The 25,037-nt window shown below is 47.8% G+C and carries 12 protein-coding genes and 1 pseudogene; all 13 read left to right on the top strand.

From position 1 onward, the window contains the following. Positions 1-487 (top strand): hypothetical protein (locus JW984_11965; protein MBN1573903.1); only part of this gene is annotated, 487 nt, incomplete at its 5' end. Between the two features lie 686 nt (positions 488-1,173). Next, complete coding sequence (locus JW984_11960; GenBank protein MBN1573902.1) at positions 1,174-2,325, top strand: glycosyltransferase; 1,152 nt, start codon at positions 1,174-1,176, stop codon at positions 2,323-2,325. A gap of 483 nt (positions 2,326-2,808) precedes the next feature. Continuing rightward, complete coding sequence (locus tag JW984_11955) at positions 2,809-3,276, top strand: class I SAM-dependent methyltransferase (GenBank protein ID MBN1573901.1); 468 nt, start codon at positions 2,809-2,811, stop codon at positions 3,274-3,276. A 261-nt stretch (positions 3,277-3,537) separates the two neighbouring features. Then, on the top strand, positions 3,538-4,725 hold the full coding sequence (locus tag JW984_11950; protein ID MBN1573900.1) for an MFS transporter: 1,188 nt from the start codon (positions 3,538-3,540) through the stop codon (positions 4,723-4,725). A 1,162-nt stretch (positions 4,726-5,887) separates the two neighbouring features. Next, positions 5,888-6,874 (top strand): ABC transporter substrate-binding protein, encoded by a 987-nt coding sequence (locus tag JW984_11945; GenBank protein MBN1573899.1) that lies wholly within the window; start codon positions 5,888-5,890, stop codon positions 6,872-6,874. 137 nt (positions 6,875-7,011) lie between these two features. Next, on the top strand, positions 7,012-9,165 hold the full coding sequence (locus JW984_11940; GenBank protein ID MBN1573898.1) for a HAMP domain-containing protein: 2,154 nt from the start codon (positions 7,012-7,014) through the stop codon (positions 9,163-9,165). A gap of 8 nt (positions 9,166-9,173) precedes the next feature. Next, complete coding sequence (locus tag JW984_11935) at positions 9,174-9,941, top strand: response regulator (GenBank protein ID MBN1573897.1); 768 nt, start codon at positions 9,174-9,176, stop codon at positions 9,939-9,941. Between the two features lie 5 nt (positions 9,942-9,946). Beyond that, on the top strand, positions 9,947-15,754 hold the full coding sequence (locus tag JW984_11930) for a PAS domain S-box protein (protein ID MBN1573896.1): 5,808 nt from the start codon (positions 9,947-9,949) through the stop codon (positions 15,752-15,754). A 338-nt stretch (positions 15,755-16,092) separates the two neighbouring features. After that, a complete protein-coding gene (locus JW984_11925; protein MBN1573895.1) occupies positions 16,093-20,991 on the top strand; it encodes a PAS domain S-box protein in 4,899 nt (1,632 codons plus the stop codon). 23 nt (positions 20,992-21,014) lie between these two features. Further along, positions 21,015-21,392 carry a response regulator gene (locus tag JW984_11920; protein MBN1573894.1) on the top strand — a complete coding sequence of 126 codons (378 nt, stop codon included), beginning with the start codon at positions 21,015-21,017 and terminating at the stop codon, positions 21,390-21,392. A gap of 14 nt (positions 21,393-21,406) precedes the next feature. Then, complete coding sequence (locus JW984_11915; protein ID MBN1573893.1) at positions 21,407-23,098, top strand: type II/IV secretion system protein; 1,692 nt, start codon at positions 21,407-21,409, stop codon at positions 23,096-23,098. A 14-nt stretch (positions 23,099-23,112) separates the two neighbouring features. Further along, positions 23,113-23,751, top strand: coding sequence for a hypothetical protein (locus tag JW984_11910; GenBank protein MBN1573892.1), 639 nt, complete (start codon positions 23,113-23,115; stop codon positions 23,749-23,751). A 1-nt stretch (position 23,752) separates the two neighbouring features. Further along, positions 23,753-23,860, top strand: a pseudogene (locus JW984_11905) (prepilin-type N-terminal cleavage/methylation domain-containing protein). Positions 23,861-25,037: the final 1,177 nt, after the last annotated feature.

Genomic DNA, 25,037 nt, shown 5'->3' with positions numbered 1-25,037 from the left:
TTTCTCTGTTTTTACAATACTTTGGAAAGATTTGATGTCCATGATTTACCTTATCATGGTGGCAAATCTTTTACAATCACCTAATATATTTGCCATTGCTTTTATGAGAGACGCATACAAGACATTGGGCAGTAGACACAGTTTTCCGCCGAGGAATTTGGAAGATCTCCCAAAAGATCCAAGTTCAGAAAAATTTCGTGAAGAACACTATAAGGAATGGCTAAAATGGTGGAATAAAGGTTCTGATACTCAAAGGAAAAATTTCTTTATGCACATGCGTGATATGAATGAGACTATTAAAATTGCCATGCAGCAGCAACAAACACCAAGTGATTATTATCGTAACGGGGCAGATAGTAACGATGGAGACAATTTGCAGGATAATGGATTGAATAGTGACTTCGATTCAAAAAGCCATGTAGACCGGTGGAATAATTACATACGTTATAATAAAATGGGATTAAAAATAGAAAGAGTTAAAATATAGTTTGTATTTCTTGGTGAATTCAACTCTATTGTATAGCTTGCTGGTTTGAAGTTGGGGGTGAAATACTATTAAGTAATCCCCTTAAAGGAACCGGGAATAGGTTGATTGCGGCATGTAAAGGGGGGGTCATTATTGAATCTTAAATTGTATTTAAAAGAGGCTTCAACACGCAGCCAATGTCGGGGCGCTTTGATATCTCAAGTGATATAAAAAATAGATGACATATTGATATTTAACATATCAAATATCCTTTCAGAAAAACTCACCAAATAAAACCTCTGTTTACGTCTTCACTTAAAAATAGTGCTATGAAATACAAGATAGACAAAGTAAAATACCTTACGGCATAGACGATTAAAACTTCCCATAGTGACAATTCACTACCTGTAACAGGGAGAATGTGAGGTGGTACTATATTTCAGCAGATGATACAGCTAAACTGCCCTTACCTCAACGAAACGAAAATTTCTTAAAGAACTTTTGTGCAAAGTGGGTTATCCAACTATGGGTAATCTGTAACGGTGTTGTCAACTTTCTTATACCACTTAAAGATCTCACCTGCAGCTTAATAAGGGTCGATATTATTATATTCCAAATGAAGAGTTGAAAGCGGAAATTTCTTGATTACATGACACCTTTTGAAGTATTCTTTAGTCAACTTGTTAATATAGAGTCAAATCTTTTGTATGAAACACGAACCGCCCTGTCGGATTATGCTGCTGATACCGTCACTGAATATCGGCGGCGCGGAGGTACAGCTTGTCAATCTGGCAAAGGGACTATACGGGAGCCGCGGCGGCGTGACCGTGGTAACCTTTTACGACTCAGGGAGATTGTTTGACGACCTTAAGGAGTCCGGCGTCCCGGTCGTTTCATTAAAGAAGGCCGGCAGGTGGGATATCTTCGGTTTTCTGCGGCGTTTTGTCAAGACGGTCCGCACGATCAGGCCCGACCTCATATACGGATTCCTTGGGACGCCGAATATCATCATCGCCCTCCTAAAGCCGTTTTTCCCGGGCGTAAAAATCGTTTGGGGGATACGCTACTCGGAGATAGAGCTTCATTACTACGATTGGCTATCCCGCCTGAGTTATCTTGTCGAGAGGGGTTTGGCCTTTGTCCCCGATCTCATCATCGCAAACTCCAACGCGGGCCTCGAGTACGCCAAAAGAAGGGGCTTCCCCCCCGAAAAGATAAGGGTCGTACAAAACGGCATCGATACCGAAAGATTCTTTATCAGCCCTGAGGAGGGCAAGGGTGTAAGGAGGGAGTGGGGTGTCGGCGAAGGTCAAAGGCTCGTCGGGATGGTGGGGAGGCTCGATCCGATCAAGGATCACGGGACATTTCTCATGGCCGCATCGACCGTTTCCGGAAAATACGATGACGTCCGCTTCGTTTTTGTCGGGGACGGCCCGGCAGACTACACCGATTCATTGAAGGGGTTGGCGGAAGAGCTCGGCCTTGGGGAAAAGATAATCTGGGCGGGATACCACAGCAAAATGAACGCCGTTTACAACGCCCTCGATATATTCGTTTCGTCTTCCTTGAGCGAGGGCTTCTCTAACGTGATATGCGAGGCGATGGCCTGCGGTGTCTACCCGGTGGTCACTAACGTTGGGGACTCGGCGCTGATCCTGGGGGACTGCGGCAGGGTCGTGAGTTCAAACGACGCGAGGGGGCTTGCCGAGGGACTGTCGAGCGCCCTGTCCGATTACGACTATCAAACGATCTCGGTCTTGCCGGGTGAAATCAGGGAGCGGATCGTGAAAAACTTCGGCATAGACCTGATGGTGAAAAGAACGGAAGACCTCCTCGAAGGACTATGCCGGGAGAAGTAGTCGGACTTTAGTTTCACCGGCCATATCCCCTTTTGAATATCTTTAAAAAGACTTGTCAGAAGGTTAGGCTAAAATATGGATTTCCACTGTTCAATAAAATTCAACAGGTCGTATCTCAACAGATACTTATGTAGATTTCTTCCGAATACAGGCGACCCTCGCGGGATCATCAGGGGATTCGAGCTTGATGAGGAGGAATTCACAAAATACGTTTCCACAATATGCACATATAATATCTGGAGGGCCACTCAAGACAAAAGGCATCCATTATCAGACGATCTGATTTATGAATTGATGTCCAAAAAAGAGAACGGGGTGATTTTGGACGTCGGTGTTTCGGACGGAAGCACATCCCTTAACATAATAGAGAGGCTGGGTAAGGGCTTTAAAAAGTTCTATGCTGCAGACAGATGCCTCAGTCTTTATTACTTCCAATACAAAGGGGCCACTTATTTTTACGACCCTTTGACCAAAAGCTGTTATATGAAAATAACGGATAGGTTTGTAGTCTATTACGATCGGAAGAACTTGCTACTTCCCCTGAAATGGCTTTCAAACCTGTTGTTGTCCCGCGCCCCGAAGTACGACGGGGGGGCGGCAAGGGAGATCTCCCTGTGTCTGCCGAGGCTGATGGAGTTGGCAAAGAAAGACTCGAGGGTTATGATTTTAGAGTGGAACATGTTTGACCCGTGGCCCCATGAAAAGGTCGATCTGATCAAGATCGCCAATGTCTTAAACAGGAGCTATTTTACGAATGGGGAGATCTTGGCTGCGATAGAGAATCTGAGGCGGGCCTTAAAGCCGGACGGAAGGCTTCTGGTGGTTGAGAACCGGGCCGTCGAGCAGTGGTCCCTCTTCGCCATGGAGGGATCATCCTTAAAGCTTGTAAGTGAGGGCAACGGCGGCTGCGATATTTCAAGTCTTGTGGAAAGGTCGGGGTCTAAGAATTGATGGCTAAAGAAGGGTGTTTTAAAAATAAAACCTCGTCATGGAGTTAATTTTTATCGCAGGGTTTTGGTGTCACGAAAAATCGATCGTTTTTTTTAAGGGGAGAGCGAGACCAATAAGACAACAGGGGCGCCGATGGTTTTTATCATTTTTTAACGACGAGAAATTACTACGGAATTTTTAATAAAAGCCTCAGGCTCCGATGAAACTACAAGAAGGCGTTTCAGTTATCGGCACAGATTAGAGAATGGAAAGAAAGTCGAAATGGCGAAAGGCGGCTCCTACAATAACGAGGGGGAAAAGAGAAAGAACATCTTCTCCCTCGGCCTGATCAGCTTCTTCAACGATTTCGCATCGGAGATGATCTATCCCCTCCTCCCCCTATTTTTGACCACGGTATTGGGTGCGGGGGCCCTTGCGTTGGGGGTCATAGAGGGGGTCGCCGAGAGCACGGCCGCGGTGTTGAAGTTTTTCTCCGGTTACTTCTCGGACAAGTACAAGAGGAGAAAGCCGATCTTCGCCGGGGGATATACCCTTTCGAACGTGGTTCGCCCCCTCATCGCCCTTTCCACCTCATGGTGGCACGTCCTCTTCTTCAGGTTTTCCGACCGGGTGGGGAAGGGGATAAGGACATCGCCGAGGGACGCGCTGCTGGCGGATTCCGCCGGCGATAAAAAGAGGGGCGCCGCCTTCGGTTTTCAGAGGGCAATGGACCATGCCGGGGCGGTGATGGGGCCCCTTGCGGCCACGATGGTCCTCCCGTTGATCAACGAAGACCTGAAGTTTCTTTTTTTCCTCTCCGCGATACCCGGGGCGGTGGTTTTGGTACTGGTATTCTTTGCGGTAAAGGAGGTCAGGCCGAAGGAGGGGGTTGAGAGCCTGACCCTCAAAGAGGGGCTGAAGGGGATGGATAAAAACTTCAGGTATTACCTCCTCACCGTTTTCATCTTCGCCCTCGGCAATTCCTCCGATGCCTTCCTGCTGCTCAAGGCGAGCGATGCTGGGGTAGGCATGATCCATATCCCCCTAATCTGGATGGCTCTTCATATAGTGAAGACATTGACATCGTTTCCAGGGGGGGTCCTCTCGGATCGGGTCGGGAGAAAGAGGGTGATTATGGCCGGGTGGGCGGTCTACGGGGCAATCTACGTCGCATTCGCCTTGACAACCACGAGCGCCGGGATATGGATCCTCTTTGCCCTATACGGCGTCTACTTCGGCCTGACCGAGGGAACAGAGAAAGCCCTGGTTGCGGACATGGTTAAAGAGGAGAGGATAGGGACGGCTTACGGGCTCTTCAACCTGGCCGTGGGAATCTCAGCCTTTCCGGCAAGTCTTCTGTTCGGCCTGGTGTGGGAATATATAGGCCCCGCTTATGCGTTTTTCATGGGCGCCGGCTTGGCCCTTGTCTCTTCCATAATGCTCCTTGGAGTCAAGACAAAGAGAAGTTAGTATACAAAGATTGTCCGCTGCAACCCGGTCGGGGCCGGAAAAGGCGCCGAGTTTTGAAGGGTCTTTCGCCGATACGGTGCAACTTTTCGTTTAGGCGTTGAAGAAAAAGTAACAACGGCCTTGGATTTGTCCCAAGGCCTTTTTTTTGACTTCCACATTATCTGATCGCCCGCCTTCTTTTGCCTGTTTCTACGGGCGGGGAATCATTGGCGGTAAGTCAATTCAATAAAAGCTTATCTCGGCCGGTAATAAAAGCCGGCACGGCCCGCGGTCAATGAACGGGTCTTGGTAAGGTAACCCCCCCTTTTAACGCAGATATTGTTCATTTATGTAATATATTTTGCGATTACTGAAAAATATATGTCAAAGACGTTTTTAGATAATGTTTGGGAGCATTTAAGTAACAATAAAAAGGATTGATTTTATCCAATAATAATGATAACTTATTAGATACTGTATTTTGTGATCACATACAATGAAGTAGTTGGAGGGAAGTTGAACGTACAAAAGAATTTTTTAGATATAGGTAAATCACAAAATCGCCAGTCTGAACAAAGATGGATTCTAAATCGGATATCTTTATGAAGTGAATACTCAAGCTATTTTCCACAAATTTTTATTAATCAATTCGACCTCCTCGACTGCTGACTGAAGCGGCGGTACTAAACAAGCTCTGCAACAGCATAATTACGGCATTGAGTATGGAGTAGTGACTTCTTTCATCGGTTTGTTATTGAAGGAATTGTCATCGATCAATGTCTATTCAGATCTGGTTGTTTTAAAGAAATTGAAAACGGCAGAAAAAATTGCATATATGAAAAAACTATTTCATAGATGCAATCGGGGCAAGGTCTCGCAATTATTTTCTTCGGTTTTACGGCGGGGTGGATTAAATGCAACCCTGTGAAAACCACGGGAGGTTGGACTTTAAATCATCCGTTAGAAGAGGCGATCGAGATATCGCTTAAAGACGGCGGAGCGGAAGATCGAGTTGAATAGTTTTTCGGGGAAATGTTTTAAGGAGTATCGGTTATGGGTATTGCGGATAAGCCTGTATTGCGTGAATCCACAAAATAACAAGGGGACGATTTGACATCCATCCTTTTTCTACCTTTGCGGCAAGTCATTGAAAATGACGCCCTTGGTTATGGGGTATGGGGACATGAGGACAACGGTATTTAAGATTTCGGCATTTCTGACCTTGATGCTGTTTTTATTCTCATGCCGCTCGGGAAGGATAAAGGGACCGCCGGATGAGGTAACCGTTCAGTTGAAATGGATACACCAGGCCCAGTTTGCGGGTTTCTATGTAGCAGAAAGAAAGGGATTTTATTCGGAGGAGAATATCAGTGTTACCTTAAATTCCTGTGATCCTACTACGTCTCCAGATAGCGTGATTTCAGACCTTATAACCGGTAAAACCGATTTTGCGGTGGTCGGCGGCGATTTTTTTCTTCAGACCAGATCAATGGGAAAGCCAGTAGTTGCCGTCGCCGTTCTCTTCCAGAGGAATCCGAGGGTCTACGTAACCATGAAGGATTCGGGGATCGTCAATCCGCAGGATTTCGTGGGGAAAAAATTAATGGTTCCACCCGATGCATTGGTCCAGCACAATGCCCTGATCAGGAAGCTGGGCATAGACAGGAGCTCAATAACAATCGTCCCTTTTGAGAGGAATACGAAACCGCTGACCACCGGCCTTATAGACGCCCATATGATGTACCGCACGGGGCTGGCCCTTGCCTTTGAGGAGGAGGGGTATGAGACTAATTTTATATGGGTAGAAAATTACGGCATTCGGCTTTACGGGGATACGATTGTCACAACGGAGAGAATAATCAAGGAAAATCCGGATTTGGTTTTGAGGTTTTTGAGGGCCACGTTGAGGGGTTGGCGATATGCCATAGAAAATCCCGAGGAGGCGGTAGATATGACTGTGGAGTACAACGTTAAATTGAGCAGGTTCCGCCAGTTGAGGATGATGCAGGTGCAGATGCCCCTGATCCATACCGGCAAAGAGGAGATCGGCTGGATGAATAAAGATGTATGGGTGGTGATGCAGGATATCTTGTTGGGGAAGGACACGATCGATATCGACAAGGCGTTTAACGTGCTGTTTTTGAATGAAATATATGGCACGATGGAATAGCGGGTAAGACCATGAAATTGTTCAAGATAAGTCTAACGATAAAATTGCTCTCATATTTTCTGTTGATAACCATTTTGCCGCTTTCAATTACAGGGTACATGGCCTATAAAGCAGGCCGCCAAAGCATAATAGAACAAGTGAAATCTCAACTTGAGAGCGTGGCTATCTTAAAAGAGCAGGAGATACGAAACTGGATGGACCATCTGAAACATACCGTGATCTGGTTGGCGGAGAACAGGGAGACCATATACGATGCCAACTCGATGAAGGTCAATACCGTTGGCAGCCCTGAATACCTGAGGGGCCGCGATTCTCTCGTCTCGGAGTTCAGGAGAATAAAAGATATTGGACACTTTTCGTCAATACTCTTCCTGGACGGCAAAAGTGGGAAGATAATGGCCTCGTCGGACGCTTTTTGGGAGGAGCAGTTCAAGGAAAACGAGCAGTATTTCATAAAGGGGAGAGAAGGGACTTATGTGTCGGATATATATTTCAGCCTGACTCTCGGGAAGCCGACGATGGTTATTTCCGCTCCCGTAAAGGACAATAATGGAAAGCTCTTGGGTGTATTGGTTTATCACGCAAATTTGGAGTATCTGAGCGAGATCATGCTGGAGCGAAGCGGCCTGGGTGATACCGGAGAGACATTTCTCGTAAACAGCTCTAATCTGCTGATTACCAATACCGTTTTTGAGCCGGAAGGCGCATTTAAAAAGTGGATATTCGGCCAAGGAGCGAAGTGGGCGCTTGAGGGCAAAAACGGAGTCGGCCTTTTTATGGACTACCGTGAAGAACCCGTTATTGGCGCCTACAGATGGCTTGGGGATCTAAGGCTGGCGTTGATAGCCAAGCAGGACCAATCGGAGGCCTTTGACTCCATCAACAATTTGGGATTTACTCTGCTTGGCATCGGCCTTGATATTTTATTGATTGTGATCGTGCTGTCGATACTGTTTTCACGCACCATTACCCGTCCGATATACAAACTTGTGAAGAGTACGGAGATGGTCGGTTCCGGAAATCTCGATTACAGGGTCGGCACCCTTGCAAAGGATGAGATCGGCGAGCTTTCAAGGTCTTTTGACAAGATGACCATGAATCTGAAGGAGATTACAGTTTCCCGTAATGAGCTGGTAAGAGAGATTGCGGAGCGGAAGCAGATTGAGAAGGCACTTATAGAAAGTGAAGAGCGATATAGGGAGTTGTTTGAAAGGATCAATAGCGGTGTTGCGGTATACGAAGCCGTAGACAATGGAGGCGATTTCATTTTTAAAGGTTTTAACAAGGCGGGAGAGAGGATAGACCGTTTGGATAGAAAGGATCTTATAGAAAAGCGTCTAACCCAGGTATTCCCAGGAGTTAAAGAATTTGGATTGTTTGAGGTATTACAGAGAGTATGGAGAACCGGAAAGGAAGAGTTTTTTCCTTCAGCGCTTTATAAAGACGAACGTGAGCCGGGAGGTTGGAGAGAAAACTGGGTGTATAAATTGCCCACTGGTGAAATAGTAGCTGTCTATGACGATATCACGGAGCGAAAGCTCGCAGAGAATAAACTAAAGGATTACTCCGAGAGACTGGAAGAAATGGTGGAGGAGCGCACCAAGGAGCTGAAGGACACCCAGGAGCAATTGGTAAGAAGAGAAAAGCTGGCCTTTCTGGGGCAGCTGTCGGGAAGCGTGAGCCACGAGCTGAGAAATCCCCTTGGAGTTATATCCAATGCGGTCTATTATTTACAAACTGTCCTCAACAATACGGATGAGAACACAAAGGAGTACCTCGACATTATCTTGTTGGAGGTGAAAAATTCCGAAAGGATAATATCCGACCTGTTGGACTTCTCCCGAACCAAATCTCCCGAGAGGGAGAATACGGATGTATCCGAAATGGTAAATAATGCCCTTTTAAGGCACTCTCCACCCGATGGAGTTATTGTGACAACGGATATAAACAAAGATATTCCCCCCGTATTCGTTGATTCCCGGCAGATCGGCCAGGTGCTTGATAATCTGATTACCAACGCCTATCAGGCCATGCCGGAGGGAGGGGAGCTGAAAATAGAGGCGAAGGCGGTTAAGAAAAAGGTCAATCTGTCGGTTACGGACACCGGTCTCGGCATATCGAAGGAGAATATAAAAAAGCTCTTCGAGCCCCTCTTCACGACCAGGGCAAGGGGCATCGGGTTGGGGCTTTCCGTATCGAAGAGCCTGATGGAGGCCAATGAAGGAGACATAAAGGTAAAGAGTGAAGAGGGAGGTGGAAGCACTTTTACGATAGGTCTGCCTATAAGGTAAGGTGAATAGTGAGCGAAAAATTGAATGTCCTGATAGTAGACGACGACCGCAGGATGGTGAAGACTCTTACCGATATTCTGAAGGTCAAGGGATTTGATGCCGATTCCGCTTATTCCGGCCTTGAAGCCGTTGAAAAGGCGAGGAATACTCGCTTTGATTGTATACTGACCGACATAAAGATGCCCGGGATGAGCGGCGTCGAGCTCTTCAAGGCAATTAAGAATTTTCAGCCGGAAATACCGATGGTCATGATGACCGCATACTCCACCGACAGACTGGTCGAGGAGGGACTCGAAGAGGGGGCGATAGCCGCCCTAGTCAAGCCGCTGGACTTGGATAACCTCCTTGGGTTTTTCTCGGCGCTGCGCAAGAAGCAATCGATTGTTATCATCGACGACGACCCCAAGTTTTGCAAAACCCTTGGCGATATATTGCGGAAAAAGGGTTTTACGGTGAGGAAATTTACAGATCCCGCCTCCTTTATCGAAGAGTCAAAAATCGAAGGTCAGGTGGTGCTTTTGGATATGAAGCTGAAAGGTGTCACCGGCCTTGACGTCTTAAGGGAGATAAAGACAAAATTTCCCGACATTCCGGTTATCCTGGTAACCGGCTACAGGGAGGAGATGTTGGAATCGATAGAAAGCGGTTTAAAGATGAGCGCCTTTGCCTACCTATATAAGCCCTTTGAGATAGACGATCTTCTCAATGTCTTAAACGAAGTCAGGCGCAGCGGGCTGGCCGCCGTTCTGGGAAGGTTTTATAGCAAGAAAAGGTAAGTGTTATGGAAAAGACGGTAAAAATCCTTATCGTGGATGACGACCCGAAGCTCAGAAAGACCCTGTCCGACATCCTCAAGGTCAAGGGATATACAACCATAGATGTTGCAAACGGCAAAACGGCCTTGAACAAGGCCGAGAGTGAAGCCCCTTCCGTGGCACTGATCGATCTCAAGCTGACCGACATCTCCGGCATCGAGGTGATGAAGGGTATAAAGAAGTTGTCTCCCGAAACGGAGTGCATAATACTTACCGGTTATTCCTCCCGGGAGACGGCTGTTGAGGCGGTTAATCTGGGCGCATTCAATTATATGGATAAACCCTACGATATGGAGAAGCTTCTTTTGATCATCCAGAGGGCGGTTGAAAAGGGAGAGAGCGAAAAGGCGCTCAGGGAAAGCGAGGAGAAATGGAGGGGTCTGTTTGAGAACTCCATTGAGGCCGCATTCACCGTGGACCTCAAGGGGAATTTTACGTCGATCAACAGCGCCCTTGCATCGGTTATGGGTTACAAAAAAAAGGAGATTGTTGGGAGGAACTACACAGAATTTGCGCCGCGGGAGGTGATCGACGCTGTCTTCGAGGCGTACAACCGCCTATACCACACGGGCGAGCCGATAAGGGAGTTTGTTTATAAAACTACAAGGAAGAGCGGAGAGGCAAGGACAGTAGAAACGTACGTCAACACCATCCGCAAGGGTGGCGAGATAGTCGGTTTTCAGGGCACGCTGAGGGACATAACCGAGCAAAAGCGGTCTGAGGAGGCGCTGAAAAAGAGCGAGGAGAAATTTCGTACTGTCGCGGATTTTACCTACGATTGGGAGTATTGGAGGGGGATTGACGACAGGTTTATTTACACATCGCCGTCAGTTGAGAGGATAACGGGATATTCGCTGAAAGAAATATTCGATGATCCAAAGTTTATAGAAAAGATCGTGCATCCGGACGATAAACATCTGCTTGAAAAACATAGAAGAGTGTTAATTGATGATTCTAAAGAGTGTTCCCTCAAATTTCGCATTATAACCAAAGATGGTGAAACGAGATGGATTGGTCATGTCTGCCAGCCGGTTTACGACTCGGATGGAAATCACCTCGGCCGCCGTGGCAGTAACAGGGACATTACCAAGCAAAAGCTGGCTGAAGATCACATTATAAATCTGAACCGGCTGCTGAAATCAATCCGCGATATCAACCAGCTCATAGTGAGGGAAAAGGATAGAGATAACCTCTTGCAGGAGGCGTGCGATATCTTGACTTCGGTGGGCGGTTATCGTATGGCCTGGGTCGGTTTTGTGGACGAGGGAAAAAAGAAGGTCGTGCCTGCGGCGCAATCGGGATTTGAAGAAGGGTATCTGGATAAGATTACCATAACCTGGGACGAGAAAAGCACGGGAAAAGGCCCGGGGGGCACGGCCATAAAGACTAAGAGGCCGTGTGTCTTCAACGATATAACCAATAATCCCAAGTTTAAGCCGTGGAAGAGTCAAGCGGAGGAGAGGGGATATAGATCGTGCGCCTCCTTCCCCTTCATTTATAATGATATAGTTTACTACATTTTTTGTGTCTATTCGGATTTCAAGGACTTCTTCAATGATGAGGAGGTCGAGCTGTTAAAAGAGGTTTCGCAGGACCTCGCCTTTGCACTTTCCGCAATTGAAACGGAACAGGAGCGAAAGAAAGCGGTGGAGGAGTTGAGCAGGAGCGAAGAGCGTTATCGAAGCCTCGTCGAAAACCTGAATGACGTTATATTCAACGTCGATATGGACGGCATCTTCTCCTACATCAGTCCGGCGATCGAGAATATCTCGAAATATAGCGTTGACGATGTGGAAGGCGTCTCGTTTACCAGTTTTGTTCACCCTGAAGATTTATTCATGCTTGAAGACGTTCTCAAGTTGAAGGATGCTGATATTAAAGAGGTTTATGAGTTCAGGGTATTTGACAAGGACGGCGAGGTCCGCCATGTTCGCGTTTCCTCCCGTATGAAGATGGAGGGGAAAAAGCCGGTCGGTCTGACCGGACTTATGACGGATATCACCGAGAGGAAGAAGGCAGAAGAGGCCCTCAGGGAATCCGAGACGAAATATCGTCAGCTGGTGGAAGGCGCGACCGTTGGCATAGCAATCGGTCAGGATGGGATTCTGAAGTTTATCAATCCTGCAATATCGGAGTTATTCGGACGTTCCGAAGAAGAGCTTATTTCAAAGCAGTTTACAGAGTTTTTACATCCCGATGATAAAGATAGGGCGCTTAGGACCCATTACGAGAGGATAAAGGGTGGAGAGGTGCCTTATTTGACCGGGTATAGAATTATTGATAGCAAGGGAGATACTAAATGGGTCGAGGTAAACGGGGTAGCGACAACCTGGGAGGGGAAGGCCGCCGCCCTGAACTTCATTACCGATATTACGGAGCGCAAGGCGGCCGAGGTGGCCCTTAAGGAGAGCGAGGAGAGGTATCGTATTTTATTCGAGAGCTCTCCGGTGGGCATAGGTATGACCGATGTTGAAGGAAACATATATGCCAGCAACCCCGTTTTTGAAGAGATGGTCGGTTACTCCGGAGATGAGATGAAAGGTGTCAAGCTCGGGTCTATATATGTCAACCAAGATGACAGAAAGGAGTTGTTGAGGCGCTTAAAAGAGTTCGGTTATGTGAAGGAATTTGAGACCACTCTGAAGAAAAGGGACGGAAAAGCCTTCGTTGCCCTTCTGGACGCGCAATTAATGGAAATGGATGGAAGACAGGTTATACTTACTACAATAAGGGACGTAACGCATTTTAAAGAGGCTGCAGATGCGCTCAAGGAGAGCGAGGAAAGGTTTCGGATCGCCGCCGAGTCCTCCAGCGATCTCATCTACGAATGGGACATCGCTACTGATTCTCTTAATTGGTATGGAGACATCGACGTCGCACTCGGCTATAAAAAAGGCGAGTTTGAAAGAACCCTCGATGCGTGGTTGAAATCGATACACCCCGATGATAGAGAACGGCTTGAAAAAATAGTGGAGGATCACCGAAAAACCGGAGAGCCTATATCCGTGGAATACAGGGTAGTAAAAAAGGACGGTTCCTGGCGCTATTGGATGGACCAAGGAACGGCAATGGTGGATAAGGCAGGAAAACCCGTAAAATTAATCGGCGCGTGCATAGACATTACCGAACGCAAGGTGGCCGAAGATGCTCTTAGAGAGAGCGAGGAGCGATATAAGAGCCTGGTTGAAAACCTCAACGATGCGATCTTCAATCTGGACAAAGAGGGGAAAATTTCATATTTGAGTCCCGTCGTTGAGACGATCTCGGATTACAAGGTAGAAGATCTCATGGGCCGACCATTTATCGAATTAGTTCATCCCGATGACCTCGAAGGATTGATGAATAGCTACCAAAAAACGGCGACGGGCCGATACGAACCTCATGAGTTCAGGGTGCTGAAAAAGGACGGAACGTCCCTTCATGTCAATACTTCGAGCAGGCTCATACTTGAAGACGGTGAGGTTATAGGAATGAGCGGTGTCCTGACGGACATCACCGAGCGTAAACGGGCGGAGGAGACGCTGATAGACGAGAAGGAAAAGGCAAAGATATATCTTGATACAGCGGGTGTAATACTCATAGCGCTTAACAGAAAGGGCGAGATTACGCTGTTGAATAAGAAGGGGCATGAAATTCTCGGGTATGAAGAGGGGGAGATTGTGGGCAAGAACTGGTTTCGCACCTGTCTGCCCAAGGGGATCAGGGGGGAGGTGGAGTCGGTTTTTAAGATGTTGATGTCGGGAGATGTCGAGCCCGTGAAATATTATGAGAATCCTATTTTGACTAAGTCCGGGGAGGAGAGGATCATTGCTTGGCACAACACCATATTGATGGGAAGAGAAGGCGAAATTGTCGGCACTTTAGGGTCGGGAGAAGACATCACCGAGCGCAAGCGTGCGGAGGAAAATCTGATTGAGAACACGCTCTATTTCAGGAGTCTCATCGACACACTACACGAGGATATTATAGTGATCGACGGCGACCTGAGGGTGACCGATATAAACAGCAGCTTTTTGAAAAAAACGGGAAGAGCGAGAGACGATATACTGGGGAGGCCATGCTACGAAGTCTATCGTGGGTATGACGACGAGTGTACTTCTTTAGGCAATTTTTGTCCCCATAGGATAGTATTCAAAACGGGCGAGAACGTCCAGGTGGTCCACGAGCACAAAAAAGGGGATGGAACCATACAATACATAGATATTTTGGCGAGCCCCCTCAAGGACAACACCGGTGAAGTTGTGAAGGTTATCGAGGCGATGCGGGATGTCACGGATATTTACAGGGCGCATGAAAGAATCAGGGAATCGGAGGAGAAGTTTCGCAGCTTCTTTGAGACATCCAGAGATGTTGTATATCTGTCCAATGTCGACGGGAAATTCGAGGATATAAACAGATCGGGGGAGAAGCTTTTCGGTTACCAAAGGGGCGAGCTCCTTTCAATGGACATAAGGAAGCTTTATCAAAATCCTGAAGAAAGGATAGCTTTTGTAAAGTCCATCGAAGAAAACGGTTTTGTAAAGGACTACGAAGTAACTTTGAAGAAAAAGGATGGAACAAAAATCGACTCTCTTATTACGGCGGCAGTCAGATTTGATAAAGACAACAAGGTGATAGGATATCAGGGGATTATCAGGGACATCACGGAGAGGAAAAAGCTGGAGACCAAGCTGATACAGACGGAGAAGCTCTCAAGCCTCGGGGGTATTCTCTCCGGAGTGGCCCATGAGCTCAATAATCCCCTTACCTCCATAATCGGAAACGCACAGCTGCTGGCCCGTAAGAACTTGCCCAGCGACATAATGAACAAATTGGAGGTTATCCAGAAAGAATCCTTCAGGTGCACCAAGATTGTCGGCGGTCTTCTCTCTTTTGCCAGAGAGCACAAGCCCGAGCGGAAGATGATTTACATTAATGACGTATTAAGGGAATCGTACAAACTGAGGGAATATGAGATGAGGATGAACGGTATAGATTTTGAGATGGAGCTAACTGAGGATATTCCCCGGACATCGGCCGATCCCTATCAGTTTCAGCAGGTATTTATCAACCTGATCAACAACGCATACGACGCCCTTAAAAATGATAAGGGCGGCAGTCTGGTTGTAAGGTCGTTATGTAGAGACAATAACATAGTCTTGGAGTTTGAGGATGACGGCCCTGGTATACCGGCGAAGGACCTGAACAGCATTTTCGATCCGTTCTTCACAACAAAGGAAGTAGGGGAGGGAACGGGATTGGGCCTAAGCATAGTGTATGGTATAATAAAAGAGCACAACGGAGAGATAAGGGTCGAGTCCGTTCCCGGTGAAGGGGCAAAATTCATTATCGAGCTTCCTGTTGTTGATGAGCTTTCTGGAGAGGATGGCGTGAAAGATCAAGAAACTGTGAAAAGGCATGGAGGCGGGAAAGCCGTACTGATCGTTGAAGACGAGAATTCCTTGAGGGATCTGATATTGGATGCGCTGCTATATGAGGGCTACAACGCAAATGCGTGTGGAAGTGTCGAACAGGCTATAGAGCTAATGGCTGATAATCGATATGATGCTGTCATATCCGACATGAAGATGCCGGGTTTGAGCGGCAAGGACCTGTACGGCTTTATTAAAAAGAAATATCCTTCTCTTCTCAAGAAAATGCTTTTTATTACCGGGGATGTGCTGGGAAGAGAGACACAGGACTTCTTAAAAGATACGGGAGTTGAATATGTCGAGAAGCCTTTTATAATCGATGAACTCCTTAATAGGGTCTTGAAATTGTCGAAGGATTTTTAAGGAAAGTGGAGCTGTGTAAAGAGGAGTTGAATTTTAGGCTATTTTCATTTTCAAGTGGATGTGGTTAAGATTTAAGGGGAGACCGGAGATTCATAGATTTTAAGTAATTGTAGACAAATACTTCTTGTTTAAAATCGTTTTATACAGATAGAAGGCGGAACTGAATTGAATACAAATGTAAAGTAATGGCCTAATTTCAAGTCATTGTAACGTTTTTAGAGATGGCAAGAGGACTCTTTTCTAAACATAAAGTCTAAGTAACGGGTCAAAAGTCGAATCTTGGTCGGGTGCGGCCCGATGACATCGACTAATTGACAAGAAAATTGGAGTAACTGAAAATGGATCAACGAGGCACAATCCTTATAGTGGATGACGAATCGAACATACTTGACGTCTATAAGTCACTGTTTTCCGAGGAGGAGTATGCCCTCATTTTTGCCAGTAACGGTATGGAGGCCTTGGAGAAGGCGAAGGAGGTTACTCCAGATCTGATTCTCCTCGATGTCATGATGCCGGGAATAGACGGCTTTGAGGTCTGTCGTCACCTGCGCGCCGACCCCCAGCTTGCCGAAGTCCCCGTAATTTTGGTCACCGCAATGTTTGATCGCCGGACCCGTATAACGGGGATTAAGGCCGGGGCCGATGATTTTATATCAAAGCCTTTTGACATCGAAGAGCTGGAGTCCAGGGTAAAGACAATCACCCGGCTGAACCGCTATCGCAAGATACTTGTGGAGCGGTCAAAGTCCGAGCTTTTGATTGAGCTCTCTCCAGAGGGCATTATTATCTTAGACGTTGGGGGTAAGATAATCCTTGTCAATTCCGCCACGAAGGAGATGTTTGGATCGGAGGATGAAAAGGATATTGTCGGAAAGAAGCTAAAAGATTTCGTTGCGCCGGAGCAGAACAAAATCTTTCCCAAATTCTTGGATGAAGTTATGAGAAGCTCATCCCATCAACGGATCGAGACTTCATTCGTTTGCTTGGAAGGCAAACAGGTGCCCGTTGAAATTATAGCCGCAAATATCAATTGGGATGATAAACCTTCCATATATATCGTGGTGCGCGACATCACCGAACGCAAGCTTGCGGAAGAGGCGTTGAGGGAGAATGAGGAAAAATATCGCTCGTTGGTTGACAACTTGAACGATGTTGTATTCACTGTCGATCTAAAGGGCAATATCACCTATGTAAGCCCGATAGCCGAAAAACTGTCCGGATATAAACCGGAGGAGTTCATAAACCAGCCCTTCTTTAAATTCATACATCCGGATGATCTACCCGGTCTAATGAGCAGCCTCGAGCATACATTGGCGGGTGAAGGGGAGCCGTATGAGTATAGATTTATGATAAAGGACGGCACATATAGACACGTTTTATCATCATCGCAGGTAGTATTTAAAAATGATCATCCGGTCGGATTGGTAGGCATTATAAAGGATATAACGGATCGGAAGATTGGGGAGGAAAAAATGAGGCGGGAGAAGGAGAGGGCGCAGCAATATCTGGATATCGTCGAAGTGGTTCTCGTGGTGCTGAACACCGAGGGCGAGATCACCCTTATAAACAGAAAGGGAAAGAAGATTCTTAAATATGAAGAGGGAGAGATTTTAGGCAAAAACTGGTTTGATACCTGTATTGTGGATGACATAAGAGATGAGGTTGTCGGGGTTTTTCGAGAGCTGATTGCGGGCGACAGTAACCGTTATGAATATTATATTAATTGTGTGATTGCGAAGGATGGGGAGGAGAGGATCATTGCTTGGCACAATGTAGTGCTGAAAGATGAGGATGATAATGTCGTCGGCGTGTTAGGGTCGGGGGAGGACATTACGGACCGAAAGATCTATCAAAAGAAGATAAGAGAGTCGGAGGATAAATACAGAAACCTCCTTTCAAATATTAAGGATATTGTGTATATCATGGATGGGAAAGGGAATTTTGTCTTCTGTAACGAACCGCTGGAGAATTCTACGGGATACACGGTAGAAGAGATATTGAATAAAAATTTCGCCGAGTTCATTCTGCCGAGCTCGTACAAGGATGCCGAGGAGATTTTCAAAAAGCAGCTCGCCGGTGAGGATGTGGGGGCATTCGAGATGCAAATCCGCAACAAGCGGGGAGAAACGGTAATCCTTGAGATCAAGGAGAGGCTGGTGTGGGAAGGAGATGAAGTCATTGAGGTTCACGGCATAGGGAGGGATATAACCGAGCGTAAGCGGATGTTCGATAAAATCAAGGAGGTTCAGCAGCAGCAGAAGGCGTTGCTCGACAGCATCCCCGATATGGCGTGGCTTAAAGACAAGGAAAGCCGTTTTATCTCCGTAAACCAGCCCTTCGGAAGGTCTTGTAATGTAAGCCCCGAAGATCTGATCGGCAAGACCGATCTCGATGTCTGGCCCCGGGATTTGGCGGAAAGATACATATCCGACGATCTTCATGTGATGAAATCAAGGGAAATAAAGCGGGTAGAGGAGCCTCTTGAGAAATTTGATGGAACCCGGACCTGGATCGAGACAATTAAAGCGCCTATTTTTGATGACAACGGAGAAGTTGTGGGCACAGTGGGGGTCGCCCGTGACGTTACGGAGCGAAGACAGATCGAGGAAAAACTGAGAGAGAACGAGGAGCGGTACCGCAGTCTGGTGGAAAATCTCAACGATGTGGTTTTTAACGTCGATTTGGATGGAAACTTCACCTATTTGAGCCCTGTCATAGAACAGATTTCAGGCTACAAGGCTGAAGATTTCATAGGGAAATCGAGCGCCAATTTTATTCATCCTGAAGATCTGCCCGGATTTTATGAGATGTTAAAGAACGGAATGGAAAAGAAAAAGGAATCTTACGAATTCAGGGGAATCGATAAAAACGGAGCCACGCGCTACATGAGCGCATCGGGCAGGATACTAAAAAAGGACGGTAAGCCGGTCGGTATTACTGGAATTATGACAGATGTGACCGATTCACGGACGATGAGGGAAGAGCTGAAGGCGGCGAAAATGCGGGCCGAGGAATCCAACCGGGCCAAGAGCGAGTTTCTCGCCAATATGTCTCACGAGATACGCACTCCAATGAACGCCATTCTCGGTTTTTCCGAGCTGCTCCTTGATGAGAACCTGACGGAAGAGCAGAGGGAAAATGTAAGGACCATCTATGAGAGCGGGAATATACTCTTGACTTTGATCAACGATATTCTCGATCTTTCAAAAATCGAGTCGGGAAAGGCGGAGATCAACGAAGAGGTATTCTATCTTCTCGATCTCTTGAACAACACGATCGCGCTGTTCAATCTCAAGGCGGAGGAGAAGGGGCTCGAACTCAATCTGGAAATCGACAAGGATATCTCTTCCCAAATAATCAGCGACCCCGATAAAATCCGACAGATCATCATAAATCTCGTGGGAAATGCGGTCAAGTTTTCCGATGCGGGGAAGATAGATGTTTCGGTGATGATGGGTGGAAAGGATGACAAAAAAGATCAGCTCACCGTTTCCGTAAAGGATACCGGAATAGGCATCCCCCCGGAAAAGATAGATGCGATATTTGAACCGTTTTCACAGGCCGACGCCTCCACCACAAGACGATATGGAGGCACCGGTCTGGGATTGAGCATCACCAAGAAATTGGTCGAGCTTCTTGGTGGAGAGATCAAGGTCTCTTCCGAGGTGGGAAAGGGGAGCGCCTTTACATTTTCGGTTCCCGTAAATACGCCGATCGTCGATGACAAGGAAACGGAAAGCGCCGTATCTAAAAAGGTCCTGATTATTGAAGACGAGCCGTCGACTCTAAAGCTGTACAAGAAATATCTCCAAAAGGGGGGTTTTCAGGTAATAAGCTCGAGACTCGGCAAAGACGCCCTCCCCCTTGCCGAAGAGCACTTGCCGGCCATCATCATTCTCGACCTGCTGCTGCCCGATACCGTCGGCTGGGAGGTGTTGAGAAAGCTGAAGAAAAACGAGAAGACCTCCGATATTCCGGTTATCGTGGTTTCGGTACTGCCGGAAAAGGATAGGGCCATGTCGCTGGGCGCCATCGATTATGTGGAAAAACCTATCACGGGAAGGTCTTTGGCAAAAAAGATCGAGTCGCTTACAAAGTCCAAGAAGGAGAAAATCGATCTAAAGATCATGGTGGTCGACGACGATAAGCCTGTTCTGGATTTCTTAAGCGAGATGCTCGGAGAGGAGGGTTTTACCACGATCCCCTTCAACGAGCCGGAAGCGGCCGTTGAATTTCTTAAGGGGGGAAATGCCGTTGATATGATCATCCTGGATATCTTTATGCCCGGAATAACGGGATTCGATTTCATGGGCATATTGAAGGAGGACGACAGGTTAAGAAAAATCCCGATAGTATTCGTTACGGGGGGCAAAATATCGAGGAAGGATATGGAGAAGTTCGAAGGAATATCCCATACCTTGCTCCAGAAGAGCCGCCTTACCACCGAATTGGTCGTGAGGGAGGTGGATACGATTCTGAGAGATATGAGGGTTATATCTCACAAGCCGAGGGCGAAGGCCGTAGAAATGGTTCGGGATAAGGCCCTCGGGAAAATCCTTCTTGTCGAAGACAACGAGGTGAATCAGAGGCTTATCAGAAAAATCTTGGAGAAGGCGAACTATTCCGTGAATATCGCGGATAACGGCGCCGAAGCCCTGAAAATGATTGAAAGGGAGAAATATAACCTTATCCTGATGGATATACAGATGCCGGTCATGGACGGCTACGAGGCCACACGAAGGATAAAGGCGGACAAGAGATTCAGTTCGATCCCTGTTGTGGCCCTTACCGCACACGCCATGAGAGGGGATGAAGATAAGGTAAAAGAGGCGGGGTGCGACGGATACTTGACCAAGCCTATAAATAAGGAAGAGCTGTTCAGGGAAATAGAATATCGTCTTAGATCAAAAGATGAGAAGGCCGCTGAATACGAAGCTGAATATAAAGAGGAAGAGGACGAAGAGCTTAAAGAGATATACAGAGAATATTTTAACAAACTCCCGGAAGAGGTGGACAAGATCAAAAAAGCCATGAAGAAAGGGGACTTCGATCAGATACGTCGAACGGCTCACGACCTGAAAGGAACGGGGGGCGCCTTTGGACAGAGGAAGATAAGCATCCTCGGCGGGCAAATCGAGCAAGCGGCGAAGGAGGAGAAGATCGAGGTTATCGAGTTCCTGTTGGCATCTCTCTCCGAAGAGACTGATGTGATATTGGTCGATCTGGAAACAAGTTGAAATTTATACAAAGGAGGAAGGGAATGAGCCCAAAAAAAATACTGATTGCTGAGGATAACGAGTCTTTTCTCAAGCTGGTTCTCCACACGCTTGGGAAACAGGGATATGAAACGAAAGATTGTTCGAGGGGGGACGAGGTTATGGCCGCCTTCGAGGAATTCTCTCCCGATCTGGTCGTCTTGGATGGACTTCTGCCCGGGAAAGACGGCTTCGAGCTTGCCAAAGAGATAAGGGCGCTTAAAACCGGAAAGGATATCCCGATCGTTATGCTTACCGGCGTGTATAAGGAGGCCGATTTTCATAAATACTCGGAAGAGATCGGCATAGACCTTCATTACGACAAGTCCAACTTCGACGGCAAGGAATTTGCGTTGGAGATAAAAAGACTTTTGGCTGAATAATAGAATAATATTATATGATTATCGACAGAAACATAGAGAGCGTGCTGATCCAGGAAAGGATATTGACCAAAGATCAGCTGGGCCGCGCCCTGGCGGAGCACAAGCGCACCCGGGAAAACCTGACCAATATCATCGAGAGGCTTGGGTTTTCCACAGAAGACGAGATGATAAAGTGTATCAGCAAGCATTACGAAATCCCCTATGAGGAGATCACCGAAGAATACGTCAGGCCGGAGGTGATCGAGATGATCAAGCCGGAATTGGCGAGAAAGTTTAAGACGATACCGATAAATCTTATCGCCAACCAACTGACCGTTGCGATGTCCGACCCCCTGAACCTTATAGCCTTGGACACCTTTTCCTTCGCCTCCGGCAAGAAGATAAAGCCGATAATATGCAAGGAGAGCACCATAAACAGGCTCATAGACCATTTCTTCGGCAAGGAAAAGGAGGTGTACGATTCCCTTGAGGATTCCGTAGACGAGGGTTTCTACTACTATTCTTCCGAGGAAAAATCGGAGCAGGTCGAGGCGGACGCCAACGCCGCCCCGGTCGTGAGGCTTGTAAATATCATCATATCAAAAGCGATCAAGATGAGGGCCAGCGATATACACATCGAGGGGAACAAGAAAAATGTCTCCGTGAGGTTCAGGATCGACGGCGTATTGAGGGAGATGAACTCCCTGTCAAAGAAGATGCAGCCTTCCCTGATAGCCAGGATAAAGGTCATGTCGAGGATTGACATCGCCGAGAGGGTCAGGCCCCAGGACGGCAGGTTCTTCATAACGATGAATGACGGCAAGGAGGTCGATTTCAGGGTCTCCACCTACAGCACGATTTACGGCGAGTCGGCGGTCATAAGGCTCTTGGATCAGTCCAAGTCGGAGGTCAAGCTCTCCAACTTGGGGCTGAATCGAAAGGAGATGGAGAATATATTGACCGTCTCGAACAGAAACTCGGGGATGGTTATCGTCTGCGGCCCGACTGGGAGCGGCAAGACCACGACGCTCTATGCCGTGCTGAACGAGATAAACTCCGTGGAGAAGAAGATAATAACCATCGAAGACCCGGTGGAATACAGGCTCTCCATGGTAAACCAGATACCGATCAACCCCAGACGCGGACTTATGTTTGATACGGTCCTTAGGGCCGCCCTCAGACAGGACCCGGATATTATACTAGTGGGCGAGATAAGAGACATCGAGACGGCGAGGATAGCGGTTCAGGCGTCCCTCACGGGTCACCTCCTCCTCTCCACGCTCCACACCACGACCCCCGCCGAGGCCTTCGGGAGGCTGGTCGAGATGGGCATCGAGCGCTACTACGTCAGCGACGGCATCTCGATGGTGATAGGCCAGAGGCTCATAAGGACGATCTGCCAGAACTGCAAGGAGCCATACAATCCGTCGATGGATGAGCTTATCGGCCTCGGGATAAAAAGCGATAAAGAGGAGATGGTCTTTTTCAGGTCATCGGGCTGCGAGCGGTGCGATTATGTGGGTTACAAGGGGGTCACCGGGATTTTCGAGGTGATAGAGGTCAACGATGACATAAGGGAGATGATCTCGACAAACAGGACGCCCAACGAGATAAAGATGGAGGCGAGGCGACACGGGATGGTGACGATGTGGGAGAACGCAATCACGAAGATAGTCGAGGGGAAGATTACGTCCAAGGATGTAATGATGATTATTCCAAGAGAATGATGGAGGGATATGATATGGAGAGATGCGATAGACACTCCGAAAGGATCGCAAAGGGGATTTGCACATCCTGCGGCGACAGGCTGTGCGATGAGTGCATAAGCGACAGGAGGGGCGATATTGTCCTCTGCTTTGAGTGCGCCGTGAAGGCGACCGCGGGCGATTTCGAGAAATGGGAAAGGAAGAAGGACGCCGAGGCCGAGATACGAAGGGCAAAGATCAAGAAACCCGAAAGAGAGGGGATCGGCGGCTTCGGCTGGTTTCTGATAATCACCCTGTCGATCATAGCGCTGGAGAGCGGGATCATTGCGACCGACTATCTCGTCGTGCGCCGCGGGGAGATTTCGCGCATATCGTCCAATACCATTACAAAGAGATATAATCTGGATGTCTCCTCGGTGAATATGCACAAAATCTCGATGGCAATAGAAAAATATAAAGACGGCCACGGCGGGGCGCCGCCTAAAGAGTTGAGCGCCCTCGTTCCCGATTATCTCGGCTCGATACCGGCCGATCCGGTCACAGGCCTCGACTACGAGTATCTGGCCGAGGACGGCAGCTACAGCGTTACATGTTCGGCTCCCGAGGCCCACGGTATGCTTTATTTGATAAACGTAAACGGGAAGCTCCATTACAAGAAGCTTGAGGAGAAGTAGGATGAAAAAGTACGGTCTGTCGAACGGTCTATTAAAAAAAGGGTTTTCACTGTTGGAGATTACGGTGGCAATAATGATATTGACAATTTTGGCGTCTCTGGCCGTTCCCACCTTTAACAGCTTTAAGAGATTGATAGACAGGGCCGCCTGTATCCTCAACCAGCGCCACATCCGCGATGCAATCCTTGTGTACTATGACGATCGTCCCTTCGTGACCGACGAGGACGGCTTCGGCTACGGGGAGGTGTTGATCGACCTGAACGGGGTCGTGGTGGGGGATATATCCAGGGACCTCTCCAGGTTGCTGGGAGACAAGGTGTTTGACTGCCCGTCGGACGGCCTCAAAAAGGATGGCACGGACGATGATCCGGACTATATAACGGACGGCATGACGGTGACGTGTATAAACGACAACTGCACAGCGACAAAGTACGGCGGAGTGCCCTTCATCCACGATATTGCCAAGAACGTTTTTTACAAGCACAGCCTTACCAGCGCTGTTCCCCTGGCCTCGACGATGCCGCCTAAAGAGGAGGGCGTAGAGGAGGAGGAAGAGGCCCCTTACCCGCCCGAGCCCCTCTTGTCCGAAGACTTCGGCAAGGGCGCGGAAGACCGCTGGAAGAAGGTCTTGGGGAGCGAGTACGAATTCGGCGACGGATATTTGAAGATGGGGAGCATGAAGGGCGGGGGAGGCGAGCACAGGATATTCGCCGGAGAGGAAAGCTGGAACGATTACGTTATCGAGGCGACCGCCACACTGCAAGAAAAAAGCTGGGGATACGGGATATATTTCAGGGCAACAGACCCGGAAAACATCAACGGCTATGTCTTCCAGTACGATGAACGATTCGGCTCCGGGGCCTTCCTTTTCAGGAAGATCGTGGACGGAAAAGAACAGTCGCCATTTGCCAATGTGTATGTTAGGGATACCTCCTTCGGCAAGGACTTCGACTGGTACGATATCGAGCGGAAGATCAAGATAGAGGTGGTGGGAAACGAATACAGGGCCTACGTGGACGGAGAGCTGGTTCTGGTCGGCACAGATGATACATACGAAAACGGCATGATAGGGCTCAGGACGTGGAACAAATCGTCCGCCATGTTTGACAACATCGATGTCAAAAAATACGAGTGAGTCTTGAGCGAGATAAAGAGGTTAGGGGGAGGTAAAGACAGAATGTCATTCCCGCGAAAGCGGAAATCCAGTGAATATCTATCTGGATTCCCAATCAAGTTGGGAATGACAGTATAGATTCCCTTGGGAAGCGGGAATCCATTGAAATAAC

The organism is Candidatus Zymogenus saltonus (assembly GCA_016929395.1).
Taxonomy (GTDB): domain Bacteria; phylum Desulfobacterota; class Zymogenia; order Zymogenales; family Zymogenaceae; genus Zymogenus; species Zymogenus saltonus.
Note: the sequence above shows the minus strand (reverse complement) of the source record. Positions and strands in the feature narration are given on the sequence as shown.